Genomic DNA, 12,203 nt, shown 5'->3' on the forward strand with positions numbered 1-12,203 from the left:
TCTTGCCGGGTGGTTGCCGTCCGCACCGCCCGGCAGGGTAGCGTCATGTCTGCCATGGACATTGCTTACATCCCCAGTCCGTCGACGGGCGTGATCCATCTCGGACCGATCCCGCTCCGCGGCTACGCGTTCTGCATCATCATCGGCGTCTTCGTCGCCGTCTGGCTCGGCAACCGTCGCTGGATCGCGCGCGGCGGCAAGCCGGGCACGGTCGCGGACATCGCCGTGTGGGCGGTGCCCTTCGGCCTGGTCGGCGGTCGCCTCTACCACGTGATCACCGACTACCAGCTGTACTTCGGCGAGGGCCGCAACTGGGTCGACGCCTTCAAGATCTGGGAGGGCGGCCTCGGCATCTGGGGCGCGATCGCGCTCGGCGCGGTGGGTGCCTGGATCGGCTGCCGGCTGCGCGGGATCCCGCTGCCGGCCTGGGCGGACGCCCTGGCCCCCGGCATCGCGCTGGCCCAGGCCTGCGGCCGCTGGGGCAACTGGTTCAACCAGGAGCTGTACGGCCGGGCCACCGACCTGCCGTGGGCGGTGGAGATCACCGCGGGCCCGAACCGCGACGCGGGCACCTACCACCCGACCTTCCTGTACGAGTCGCTGTGGTGCATCGGCGTCGCCTTCCTGGTGATCTGGGCCGACCGCCGCTTCAAGCTCGGCCACGGGCGGGCCTTCGCCCTGTACGTGGCCGCCTACTGCCTGGGCCGCGTCTGGACCGAGTACCTGCGGGTCGACGAGGCGCACCTCATCCTGGGCCTGCGGCTGAACGTCTGGACCTCGATCGTGGTCTTCGTCCTGGCCGTGGTCTACCTGGTGCTGTCGGCGAAGCTGCGGCCGGGCCGGGAGACGGTCGTCGAACCGGATACGGATGCCTCCGGCGGCAAGGACGGCGACGCCGGGGCCAAGGACGCCGACGGCAAGAGCACCGGGGCCAAGGACGCCAAGGCGAAGGACGCGGAGCCGAAGGACGCCAAGGCCGATCTGCGCAAGGCCGAGCCGGCCGAGGCCCCGGGGGCCGAGACGCACTGACCGGAGGAGTCACGCAAGAGGGGTGCCGCGTACCGCGCGGCACCCCTCTTCGTCCGTCGGTGCCGACTGACATGATCATCTGCGATGACCATCGTCACGACGGGGAGACCATGACCGAACAGATGCCGAAGACCGCACGCCGGGCCCTGCTGACCGGAGCCGTGGCAGGACTGGCCGGAGCCGCGGTGATATCCGGCGGCGCGCCGGCCACCGCAGCGGGCGCGGCCACGGGCTCGGGCACGCCGGACTGGTTCGACGTGAAGGGCCACGGCGCGGTCGGCGACGGAGCCACCGACGACACCGCTGCCGTCCAGCGGGCACTCGACGCGGCAGCCGCCGCCGGTGGCGGCACCGTGTACTTCCCCGTCGGGAAATACCTGGTCAAGCCCGCCGCCGGCGCTCCGGCCCTGGCCGTCAAGGCCGACGGCATCCGCCTCGTCGGCGCCGGGGCCAAGGCCGCCACCCTGGTCAAGGGCGGCGACGGCATCCTGCTGCGGATGTCCGGTACGGGAGCGGCCTACTCCACCGGCGCCACGCACCGCCGCCACTGCGCCGTGGAGAACCTCGGCTTCAACGGCAACCGCAAGACCGGCCTGCTGGTGGAGCTGTACTACAACAACAACTCCGCCTTCCGTGACGTCTTCATGTCGTCGAACAACGACATGTGCATCGACGCCGTGGAGTTCTGGGACTCGCGCTTCACCAACCTGGTCATCGAGGACTGCACCGGCACCACCGGCAGCACCACCCAGCCCAACATCTGGCTGCGCAACGCCTCCTCCGCCACCGAGGGCGCCTGGGGCCACAGCAAGGACAACATCAACCAGATCCACTTCATCGGCTGCCGCCTGGAGGCCTTCGGCACCGGCGCGCTGTGGATCGGGCAGGGCGCGGTCACCACCAACAACCCCAACGGCATCTACCTCACGGACTGCAAGTTCGAGACCTCCCGGATGCAGGGCGGCCCGCACCTGAAGACCGACGCGGGCTGCAAGCACGTCTACGCGAACCACATCTACTGCTACGCGGGCGACTTCGCGGCCGGTACCCCGGCCACCGCGCGGAACATCATCAGCTGGGCGGCGAGCTCCAGCGCGCTGGAGAACGTGGTCATCGCCAACCGCGACCGGGCCACCGTCAACGCGGGCGTGGCCCTGTATTCGGGACCCGGTTCCACCGCCGTGCTGCGCAACGTCGTCGGGCTGTACGGCACCGCGCCCACCGGCACCCACATCTACTACGAGCAGTCCTCCACCGGTGACTTCCGGGTGGAGAACAGCTACGGCACCCCCGGCGCCCAGGCCACCGGCACGATCCCGGTCAAGAACGCGCCGAACCCGCCGCTGCGCCTGGTGCCCGGCCCGGTCACCGACGCCTCCTTCATCCGCCCGCCGCTCGACGGAACCATGGCCGTGGACTCCGCCAACAAGAGGCTCTACGTCCGGGTCGGCGGCCAGTGGCTCTGGTCGGCGCTCAACGCGTAACCTCCCGCCGCGACAGAGCCAGGGTGCGGTGGGCCGCCGCCACGACGGCCGGGTCCACGAACCGGCCGTCGGGCAGGGCCAGCGCGCCCGGGGTGGCCCGGGCGGCGCTGAGGATCTCCTCGGCGGCCGTCACCTCCTCGGGCACCGGGAGATAGGCCCGCTCGATCACCGGCAGCTGGCGCGGATGGATCGCCGCCCGGCCGAGGAAGCCGAGGGACCGGCCGCGGACGCACGAGACGGCCAGCGCCTCCAGGTCCCGGATGTCCGGGAACACCGACTGGGCCGGGGGCGCCAGCCCCGCCGCACGGGCCGCGACCACCACCCGCGACCGGCACCAGTCCAGCCCCGTCTCCGCGCAGACGGCCAGATCGGCCCGCAGGTCCGCCTCGCCGAGGGAGAGCCCGCGCAGGGCGGGGTGCGCGCGGGCGATCTCGTACGCGCGCTCCACGCCCAGCGCCGACTCCAGCAGGGCGTGGAGGCCGACCCCGCCGGTCCGGTCGGCGATGGCGCAGATCTGCTCCGGGGCACTGATCTTGGGCAGCCGCAGCCCGGCGAGCCCGCGCAGTCCGCAGAGCGCGTTGAGGTCGGCGCCGCCCCAGGGGGAGTCCAGGGCGTTGACGCGGACGTGCACGGGGACCGGGGGCCGCTCGCCGAGCAGTTCGGCGGTGGCGGCGCGGGCGTACTCCTTGCGGGAGACCGGTACCGCGTCCTCCAGGTCGACGATCACGGCGTCCGCGCCGCAGCCGAGGGCCTTGGCGACCACCGCGGGGCGGTCGCCGGGTGCGTACAGCCAGGTAAGGATCACAGGGCCCCCTCGGTCCGCAGCGCGGTGATCTCGGCCCGGGTCAGCCCGAGCTCGGTCAGGACCTCGTCGGTGTCCGCGCCGTGCGGGCGGCCGGCCCAGCGGATCCCGCCGGGGGTCTCGGACAGCCGGAAGAGGATGTTCTGCATCCGCAGCGGGCCCAGCTCCGGGTCCTCGATCTCGGTGACCGTGTCGAGCGCCGCGAACTGGGGGTCGGCCATCACGTCCCGGATGTCGTACACGAGGGCCACGGCCGCCTCCGCGTCCTCGAAGGCGGCGACGACCTCCTCGGCCTTGTGCCGGGCGATCCAGCCGCCGACCGCCTCGTCCAGGACGTCCCCGTGCCGGGCCCGCCCGGCCCCGGTCGCGAACCACGGCTCCGCGATCAGCTCAGGCCGGCCGACCAGCCGTACGACCCGCTCGGCGATGGACTGCGCGGAGGCGGACACGGCCAGCCAGCGGCCGTCGGCGCTGCGGTAGGTGTTGCGGGGGGCGTTGTTCGCGGAGCGGTTGCCGGTGCGGGGCTGGACGTAACCGAGCTGGTCGTACCAGAGCGGGTGCGGGCCGAGCACCGTGAGGATCGGCTCGATGATGGCCAGGTCCACGACCTGCCCGTGCCCGGTGCGGTCGCGCCCGGCCAGGGCCGTCATCACGGCGTACGCGGTGGTCAGCGCGGCGATCGAGTCGGCGAGCCCGAAGGGCGGCAGGGTCGGCGGCCCTTCCGGTTCCCCGGTGATCGCGGCGAAACCGCTCATCGCTTCGGCCAGGGTGCCGAAGCCCGGGCGGTGGGCGTACGGGCCCTGCTGGCCGAAGGCCGTCACGCGGGCCAGGACGAGGCGCGGGTTGGCGGTGGACAGCTCGGGCCAGCCCAGGCCCCACTTCTCCAGCGTGCCGGGGCGGAAGTTCTCGATGACCACGTCGGCGGTGGCGGCGAGCCGCAGCAGGGTGTCCCGGCCGCCCGGGGTGGACAGATCGAGGGTCATCGTCCGCTTGTTCCGGCCGAGCAGCTTCCACCACAGGCCGATCCCGTCCTTGGCGGGGCCGTGGCCGCGGGAGGGGTCGGGGATGCCGGGGTGCTCGACCTTGACGACCTCGGCGCCGAAGTCGCCGAGCAAAGTGGCGGCGAGCGGCCCGGCGAACAGGGTGGCCAGGTCGAGCACGCGCAGCCCCTCCAGGGGCCCGGTGGTCGTCACGAGGCGGCTCCGGGCCGCGCCGCGGCGAAGGCGTCGGTTTCGGTGCGGGTCGGCATCGAGTCCTGGGCGCCGGGGCGCTGGACGGACAGTGCGGCTGCCGCCGAGGCCCAGCGCAGGGCGTCGGGCATCGGCCGGCCCTCGCCCAGGGCCACGGCGAGGGCGCCGACGAAGGTGTCCCCGGCGGCCGTGGTGTCCACGGCCCGGACCCGCGGCGCGGCCACGGCGAGGGGCGCACGGCCGCGGGCGGCGTACAGGACTCCGGCCGCGCCGAGGGTGATCACCACCTCGGGCACGTCGTTCAGCAGGGCCTCGGCGGCCTGGCCGGGGTCGGTGAGGCCGGTGAGGGCGGCCGCCTCGTGCTCGTTCGGCACCAGGAGGTCGGTGGCGGCGAGGAGTTCGGGGGGCAGCGGCTGCGCCGGGGCCGGGGTGAGGACCGTACGGACGCCGTGCGCGCGGGCGGCGAGGGCGCCGGCGAGGACGGCGGTGAGGGGGAGTTCGAGCTGGAGGAGGAGGGAGTCGGCGGCCGCGATCCGGGCGTCGTCCCCCGCCTCCAGGCCGGTGACACGGGCGTTGGCGCCGGGGATGACGATGATGCTGTTGCCGCCCTCGTCGTCCACGGTGATGTGGGCGGTGCCGCTGGCTCCCTCGACGGTGCGCAGGGCCGCGGTGTCGATCCCGTCGGCGGCGAGCGCGGAGCGCAGCCGTACGCCGAACTCGTCGGTCCCGACCGCGCCGATCATCACCACCTCCCCGCCGGAGCGCGCCGCGGCGACGGCCTGGTTGGCGCCCTTGCCGCCGGGAACCGTGCGGAAGGCCCGCCCGGTGACGGTCTCTCCCAGGCGGGGGGCCTTGGGTACGTAGGCGACGAGGTCCATGTTCGTACTGCCGAGCACGGCGATTGCCGTCATGAGCGTGCTGCCTCCTGTGCGGTGAGGTGGGCGAGGGCGTCGAAGCCGATGCCGTCGAAGCCGGGAACGGTGGTGGCGAGACGGTTCTTGAGGGGAGCGGTCCAGCGGTGCGGGAGGGCGCCGGGGGAGCCCGCGACCAGCGCGGCGAGGGCGCCGGCGGCGGCCCCGTTGGAGTCGGTGTCCCAGCCGCCGGACACGGCGCGGCAGACGGAGCGGGTGAAGTCCCCGTCGGCGTGGGTGAGGGCGGCCGCGATCAGGGCGGTGTTGGGGACGGCGTGGACCCAGTGGTAGTGCCCGTAGCGTGCGTGCAGCCGGTCGACGACGAGGTCGAAGTCCGCCTCGTCCGAGGCCGCCCGGATCCCGAGGCGGACGGCCTCGGCGAGGCGGGAGCGGGGCGGTACGACGGCCAGCCCGGCCCGGAGAGCGGTGTGGACGTCCGCCCGGCCGGTGGCGGCCTCGGCGGTGGCGGCCGCGACGAAGAGGGCGGCGTAGACGCCGTTGCCGGTGTGGGTCAGGACGGCGTCCCGGTACGCCTGGGCCGCGGCGGCGGCCGGGTCGCCCGGGTTGGTCCAGCCGTGGACGTCAGCGCGGATGAGGGCGCCGATCCATTCGCGGAACGGGTTGTGGTGGGTCGCGGTGGCGGGCGGCTCCAGCCCGAGCAGGAGGTTGCGGTACGCGATGCGCTCGGCGGTGAAGGTCCGCCCGGCGGGCAGTTCGTCGAGCCAGAGGCGGGCCACGTCGGCGGTGGTGAAGCCCCTGCCGTGCCGCTGGAGCAGCAGCAGGCCGATCAGCGGGTAGTTGAGGTCGTCGTCCTCGGGCATGCCGTCGATGTTCTCGGCGAGCGAGGTGGGGGCGGAGCGGCGGTTCCAGGGGTACGCGGCCAGCACCTCCGGCGGTACGCCGCGTTCGCTGAACCAGTCGTTCAGCGGCCAGTTGCCGGTGGCGCGGGCCAGCGCCCGGATCCCCTCCAGGGGGAGCTTCTCGACGGGCTTGCCGAGCAGGCAGCCGACGGCCCGGCCCAGCCAGGCGGCTTCCAGCCGGGTGCGCAGATCCTGCCCGGCCCGGGCGGGGTCCTGCTCCGTGGCCGGGGCGGCGGGGCCGGGGCCCGGGGCGCGTCCGGCGGGGTCCCGGTCGTGCGCGGTGGCTTCCGGCCGGGTCCGCGCGTCGTGTCCGGTCCGGGCGGGGTCCTGCTCTGCGGCCGGGGCGGCGGGGTGGGAGGCCGGACGGTGTCCCGCCGGGGCCCCGTCCTGCCCGTCCGGGCTGCCGGGGGAGTGCGGGGTGTGTTCGGCGGCGGGCGCGGATGGACGGGGGTCGGCGGGTGGGGGCCAGTTCGGGCAGGCTGCGACGATCGCCTTCCAGGGCTGCGGCTCGGCGGAGGCCAGGGCGGAGGTCTGCGCGGCGAGTTCGTCCAGCAGGCCGACCGCGAGGGCGCGGAGCTCCGGCGGCGCCGGGATCGGGGAGGCGCCGGCGCGGTCCGGGGCCGGGCTGCCGCCCGCCGCCAGCCAGGCGCGCCGGGCGGGCTCCGGGTTCCGGCCGTCCTCGGCCGCCTGGCGCAGCTCGTGCCCGACGAGGTCCTCGGGCTGGGCCCACGTGAGCCGGACGGGGTCCGGGGCGCAGGCCGCGGGCGCCGTCACCGCGGGGCCGCGATCGCGGCGAAGGCCGACTCGTGGGTCCGGCGGCGGTCCCGGTCGAGGGCGAAGACCTCGCGGGCCACGGCCGCCATCGCCAGCGCCGGGGCGTGCAGGTCGAGGCGGCTGGCCTCGGCGACCTGCTTGGCCCAGACGGCCGGGACCACGGACTCGCCGCCCAGGGCCCCGGCGATCGCCCCCGCCATGGTGGCGATGGAGTCGCAGTCCCGCCCGTAGTTGACCGCGCCGAGCACCGAGGCCTCGTACGCGCCGTCCGCGACCAGCAGCATCCCCAGCGCGACCGGGAGTTCCTCGATGGCGTGGAGGCGGGAGGGGCGGCGGGCGTCGAGCGACGGGTTGCGGTAGTCCGGGCCGACCGAGTCGTACGGGGCCACCGCCGCCCGCAGCGGGGCCAGCGCCGACTCGAAGTCCCGGTGGGCGGCGGCCACTTCGCGCACGGCGGCGATCGCGGCACGCGTGCCGTCCTTGGCCAGGGACAGGGCCGTGTCCACCACCGAGGCGGCCGTCGCCCCGGGCACGCACGCGGCGGCCACCGCCGCCGCGAACACGCCCGCCGCCTCCCGCCCGTACGAGGACTGGTGCGCGCCGGCGATGTCGAGCGCCTCGGCGTACGCGCCCGCCGGGTTGCCCGCGTTGGCGAGGCCCACCGGCGCCATGTACATCGCGGCCCCGCAGTTGACGATGTTTCCGCTGCCGGCCTCACGGGGGTCGACGTGCGCGTAGTGCAGCCGGGTCACGATCCACTTCTCGGCGAGGAAGATCCGCTGCAACGGCAGGGCCTCGGCCTCCAGTTCGGGGATCCAGCGGGGGTTGTTCATCAGGTCGGGGACCAGGTGCTCGGCGATCGCGTGGGAGTCGAGGTGGTCCCGTACGGCCTCGTAGACGCGGACCAGCGCGTGCGTCATCAGGGTGTCGTCCGTGACGTGTCCGTCGCCCTTGTGGTACGGGGCGATGGGGCGGGCCGTGCGCCAGTTCTCGTGCCACGGGCCGACGATGCCGTGCACGCGGCCGCCGTGCCGTTCCACGATCTGGTCCGGGGTCCAGCCCTCCACCGGGCCGCCGAGCGCGTCGCCGACGGCGGCTCCGACGAGAGCGCCGCAGGCCCGGTCCTCCAACGTGAGCGTCATGTCCGAATCATCCCTTGAGGTTTGGGTGAGGTGAGTTCCGTACGCGCGAGGAGCGCGGCGAGTTCCACGAGGTCGGTGCCGGCGAGGCGGGGGAGGGCGCAGCCGGACAGGGTGCGGCAGGCCTCGCGCCAGGCGGCGGGGATCGAATCGCCGCCGCCGAGCACGCCGGTGAGCGCGCCGGCGAGGGCGGGGGCGGAGTCCGCGACGCGGGACAGGCAGGCGGCCGCCGGGACGGCCTCGGTCACCCTGCCGCGGGCGGCGGTCGCGAGGGCGAGGGCCACGGGGACGGTCTCGGCGGCGGCGATCCCGTAGCTGTAGACGTGGTCCACGATCTCGTGTTCGAGGATGGGGACGATGGCGAAGGCGCCGCCGCCGTCGGTGCGGGTACGGGCGAGGTCCACGGCGTGGCGGGCATTGCGGCCGATCTCGGTGGCCTCGGGGAGCTGGGCGAGGGCGGCCTCCACGGCGGCGTCGACGTCCGCGGTGGCGAGGGCGGTGGCGATGGCCGCGGCCATGGCGCGGGCGCCGTGGACGCCGTCGCCGTCCTGGGTGTAGCGGGCGTCGAACTCGGCGAGGTCGGCGGCGGCCCCGGCGTCGCCCGGGTGGACGACGGCGAGCACGCAGGCGCGGATGCAGGCGGCGTCGTCGAAGTAGTGCGGGTTGTCGTGGCCGGTGGCGGGCGGGCGCAGGCCGGTGGCGAGGTTGCCGAGGCCGGCGCGGACGGAGATCCGGGCGCGGAGGGGGAGGACGGCGGACTCGACCTCGGGCGCGCGTTCCGCCGCCGCGGCGACCTCGGAGGCCAGGGCGTTCCACGCGAGGTCGATGGCGGCGCGCATGCGGCGGGACCGGGAGAGGTCGCTGAGCAGGACGCCGGCGGCGGTGAGCACGGACTCGGCGACGAAGGCGGCCCACTCGGCGTCGTCGGACGGGCCGAGGCGCAGGGGCTCGGGGGGCTGGTTGAGGGCGATGGGGACGGGGAGGGTGGTGGTGGCGTTCTGCTCGGCGAAGGTGTCGAGCTCGCGGGTGAGACGGCGGGTCCACTCGGGCATCCGGCTGGCGCGGTGCCGGGCGGCGGGCCAACCGGCCGCGTCGCCTGCGGCGAGGCCGAGGAGGAGGCCCTCGATCCGCCGGGCCCCTGCGGGGAGCTCGGCGGGTGCGGAGGCCGCCGGCGCGGCGGGCCGCTCGACGACCCGGACCCCGGCGATGCGGAGCCCCGGCCCGGCGCCGAGCACCCCGAAGGCCACCTCCCCGACCCACCCGAGCGCCGCCCCGACCAGGGGCCCGCCCCCGGCCCCGGCCAGGGCCACGCCGCCGGCGAGGGCTCTGGCCCCGGCCCCTGCTACAGCTCCGGCTCCGCTTGCGGCCGCGGATGTACGGGTACCCGGGTGCGGGCCGCCGGCTGGGGCGGAGATCTCCCCCACCCCGCCCCTTCCCGAAACCGGGGGCAGGCCCCCGGCCCCCCGGCTCCCGGTGGCCCCGGTCAGCGCTGCGCGTGGCTGGAGGCCGGGCTGCGGTTCCGCTGGTGCGGCCGGGCTCCGCTCTGGGGGCGGGCTCCCGGTTTCCCGGTTCCCGGTGGGTCGGCGGAGCGCTGCGCGTGGCTGGGGCTGCGGGGGGCGGGGGCCCTCTCCTCCCGGTTTCCCGGTTCCCGGTGGCCTCGGTCAGCGCTGCGCGTGGCTGGAGGCCGGGCTGCGGTTCCGCTGGCGCGGCCGGGCTCCGCTCTGGGGGCGGGCTCCCGGTTTCCCGGTTCCCGGTGGCCCCGGTCAGCGCTGCGCGTGGCTGGAGGCCGGGATCGCGTTCCGTCGGGTTCGGCGGTGGGGCGGGGTGCGTTGTGTCGGGCCAGTGTCCGGGGGCCGGTGCCGGTGGGAAGTGGGGCGGCGGGGTGGGGTCCGGGGGCGTCATCGGGGGGCCTCGTATTCGGGGGTGAGGAGGTCCGCGATGTCGAGGACGTGGTAGCCCCGCATCGAGGGGAGGCAGCTGCCGCGGACCGGGCCGATGGCCGAGGACCAGGCGGCGGGGATGGCGGCGGCGCCCGACATCGCGCCGGACAGGGCGCCCGCCACCGCCGCCGTGGTGTCCGCGTCGCGGCCCATGTTGACCGCGGTCAGGACCGAGGAGGGGAAGTCGCCCCGGCACGCGGCGAAGGCGCCGAAGGCGAGGCCGACGGCCTCGGGTGCCAGGTCCGTCCACGGATAACCGCCGATGACCACCGCCGAGCGCACCGCCCGTTCCCCGCGCGGGGCGGCGGTGACCGCCCGGCGCAGGGAGCGGGCCGTCCACGAGTCGGACGGGATGACGGACAGGGCCGCGGAGACCACGGACGCCGGGCTGCCGCCGGCCATCGCCGCCGCGACGCCCGCCGCCACCGCCTGGCCGCCGTAGATGCCCTCGCCGTCGTGGCTGACCGTGCCGTCGATGGCGACCAGCCGGGCCGCTTCGGCGGGCCGGCCGGCCGCGAAGACGCCGAACGGCGCCGCCCGCATGGCGAGACCGTCCGACCACGCGTGCCGGTGCTGGGCCGAGATGGGGGCGGCCAGGCCGCGGCGGAGGTTTTCGAGGGTGCCGCGCTCCGAGAACCCGGCGCCCCGGAACGGGCCTTCGTCGAGGTCCGCGATCCAGTGGTGCCAGGCGCGCTCCACGTGGGAGACCGTGAGCGCCGAGCCGTGGCGGGCCAGCAGCAGCCCGGAGAAGATCGCGTACTCGGTGTCGTCCGTGCCCGCCGGGTCCTCCGACACGAAACCCTCGATGCGGCCCCATTTCGCCCGGATCTCCGACGGCTTCATGTTCTCCGCGGGGGCGCCCAGCGCGTCGCCCACCGCGAGCCCGAGAAGAGCGCCCCTGGCCCGTTCGAGGAGGACCTGCGGATTGCATGCAATCAGCTTCACCGGCTCCATGGCGCGCCTCTCCCACATTGGATGGGGCTCATCATGAGCCCTTGGGGGATTTGTGCCATGGCATGTGGTTTGTCGCTCGTCGCGAAACACCCCGCGCAGCCCGTCGTCACCCGGTCGCCGACCCACAAAACCGCAGGTAAGTACGGCCTTCCTTGCTGGCGGGAGACAGAAATCGTGCGTAGTTTCGAGGTGTTCAGGGGGAGCGGGGTGTCTCGCGGCACCCGTTCGCACAAATGGGGAGATATCTCGTCATGTCCATCATCGACATCGAAGCACCGCTGCACACCGCGCACCGGGACAACCACACCCACCGCGACGTCAACGGCGGATGGCTGCGCCCGGCCGTCTTCGGTGCCATGGACGGACTCGTCTCCAACCTCGCCCTCATGACCGGCGTGGCCGGCGGCGCCGTCGCCCCGCAGACCATCGTCATCACCGGACTGGCGGGCCTCGCGGCCGGCGCCTTCTCGATGGCGGCCGGCGAGTACACCTCCGTCGCCTCGCAGCGCGAGCTGGTCCTCGCGGAACTGGACGTAGAGCGGCAGCAGTTGCGCAAGCACCCGGTCGACGAGATGGAGGAGCTGGCCGAGCTCTACGTCTCCCGCGGGGTCGAGCCCGCGCTCGCCCGCAAGGTCGCCACGCAGCTGTCCCGCGACCCCGAGCAGGCGCTGGAGATCCACGCCCGCGAGGAGCTCGGGATCGACCCCGACGACCTGCCCTCGCCGCTCGTCGCCGCGGTCTCGTCCTTCGGCTCCTTCGCGCTGGGCGCGCTGCTCCCCGTACTGCCGTACCTGCTCGGCGCCACGGCCCTGTGGCCCGCGGTGCTGCTCGCACTGGCCGGGCTCTTCGCCTGCGGCGCGGTGGTCTCCCGGGTCACCGCCCGGTCCTGGTGGTACAGCGGTCTGCGCCAGCTCGTCCTGGGTGGCGCGGCCGCCGGTGTGACGTACATCCTGGGAACCTGGATCGGCGGAGCCATAGGCTGACCGGCCTCGGAATGAGACACTATGCAGCGCACCACATAAGTAGTCCGTTACCCGGCGGTTTCGATCCCGTGTCCGCCGGGCATCACACCAGGGCTCCGGGCAACGATGCCCGCCCTGCACCCGGGACCTCCGCCTCG

Annotated in this window: 10 protein-coding genes; 3 read left to right on the forward strand and 7 right to left on the reverse strand. The window is 74.9% G+C overall.

Features of this window, described 5'->3' with window-relative positions; all coding sequences use genetic code 11:
* The first annotated feature begins 54 nt into the window (after positions 1-54).
* Together lgt and RIU97_RS29525 are read left to right on the forward strand one after the other, a co-directional pair.
* On the forward strand, positions 55-1,029 hold the full coding sequence (lgt, locus tag RIU97_RS29520; RefSeq protein ID WP_404960639.1) for a prolipoprotein diacylglyceryl transferase: 975 nt from the start codon (positions 55-57) through the stop codon (positions 1,027-1,029).
* A 110-nt stretch (positions 1,030-1,139) separates the two neighbouring features.
* Positions 1,140-2,513, forward strand: a complete 1,374-nt coding sequence (locus RIU97_RS29525; protein ID WP_404960641.1) for a glycosyl hydrolase family 28-related protein — start codon at positions 1,140-1,142, stop codon at positions 2,511-2,513.
* Here the strand turns inward: RIU97_RS29525 and RIU97_RS29530 are convergent.
* The 7 genes from RIU97_RS29530 to RIU97_RS29560 form a co-directional block, all read right to left on the reverse strand.
* Positions 2,503-3,318 (reverse strand): HpcH/HpaI aldolase/citrate lyase family protein, encoded by an 816-nt coding sequence (locus RIU97_RS29530; RefSeq protein ID WP_404960643.1) that lies wholly within the window; start codon positions 3,316-3,318, stop codon positions 2,503-2,505. The two genes, RIU97_RS29525 and RIU97_RS29530, sit on opposite strands and share 11 nt — an antisense overlap.
* Positions 3,315-4,508, reverse strand: a complete 1,194-nt coding sequence (locus tag RIU97_RS29535) for a CaiB/BaiF CoA transferase family protein (protein ID WP_404960644.1) — start codon at positions 4,506-4,508, stop codon at positions 3,315-3,317. Before RIU97_RS29535 ends, RIU97_RS29530 begins: the two co-directional genes overlap by 4 nt.
* Entirely contained in the window at positions 4,505-5,416 is a 912-nt protein-coding gene (rbsK, locus tag RIU97_RS29540; RefSeq protein WP_404960646.1) for a ribokinase, read from the reverse strand. Before rbsK ends, RIU97_RS29535 begins: the two co-directional genes overlap by 4 nt.
* Positions 5,413-6,972, reverse strand: a complete 1,560-nt coding sequence (locus RIU97_RS29545; RefSeq protein WP_404962985.1) for an ADP-ribosylglycohydrolase family protein — start codon at positions 6,970-6,972, stop codon at positions 5,413-5,415. The genes rbsK and RIU97_RS29545 overlap by 4 nt, the downstream gene beginning before the upstream one ends.
* Before the next feature lie 74 nt (positions 6,973-7,046).
* Entirely contained in the window at positions 7,047-8,192 is a 1,146-nt protein-coding gene (locus RIU97_RS29550) for an ADP-ribosylglycohydrolase family protein (protein WP_404960648.1), read from the reverse strand.
* Complete coding sequence (locus RIU97_RS29555) at positions 8,189-9,316, reverse strand: ADP-ribosylglycohydrolase family protein (protein WP_404962986.1); 1,128 nt, start codon at positions 9,314-9,316, stop codon at positions 8,189-8,191. Before RIU97_RS29555 ends, RIU97_RS29550 begins: the two co-directional genes overlap by 4 nt.
* Before the next feature lie 771 nt (positions 9,317-10,087).
* The gene (locus RIU97_RS29560) at positions 10,088-11,074 is read right to left on the reverse strand and encodes an ADP-ribosylglycohydrolase family protein (RefSeq protein ID WP_383575509.1); all 987 of its coding nucleotides are present in this window, start codon (positions 11,072-11,074) and stop codon (positions 10,088-10,090) included.
* Between the two features lie 260 nt (positions 11,075-11,334).
* Here RIU97_RS29560 and RIU97_RS29565 point away from each other — a divergent pair, with 260 nt between their 5' ends.
* Entirely contained in the window at positions 11,335-12,066 is a 732-nt protein-coding gene (locus RIU97_RS29565) for a VIT1/CCC1 transporter family protein (RefSeq protein ID WP_404960649.1), read from the forward strand.
* Positions 12,067-12,203: the final 137 nt, after the last annotated feature.

It is taken from the genome of Streptomyces sp. 147326, from assembly GCF_045000215.1.
GTDB lineage: Bacteria > Actinomycetota > Actinomycetes > Streptomycetales > Streptomycetaceae > Streptomyces.

Bases quoted from the DNA above. Each gene is read 5' to 3' on its own strand.
- rbsK (WP_404960646.1), bottom strand. From the start codon at position 5,416: ATGACGGCAATCGCCGTGCTCGGCAGTACGAACATGGACCTCGTCGCC.
- RIU97_RS29565 (WP_404960649.1), top strand. From the start codon at position 11,335: ATGTCCATCATCGACATCGAAGCACCGCTGCACACCGCGCACCGGGAC.
- RIU97_RS29525 (WP_404960641.1), top strand. From the start codon at position 1,140: ATGACCGAACAGATGCCGAAGACCGCACGCCGGGCCCTGCTGACCGGA.
- lgt (WP_404960639.1), top strand. From the start codon at position 55: ATGGACATTGCTTACATCCCCAGTCCGTCGACGGGCGTGATCCATCTC.
- RIU97_RS29550 (WP_404960648.1), bottom strand. From the start codon at position 8,192: ATGACGCTCACGTTGGAGGACCGGGCCTGCGGCGCTCTCGTCGGAGCC.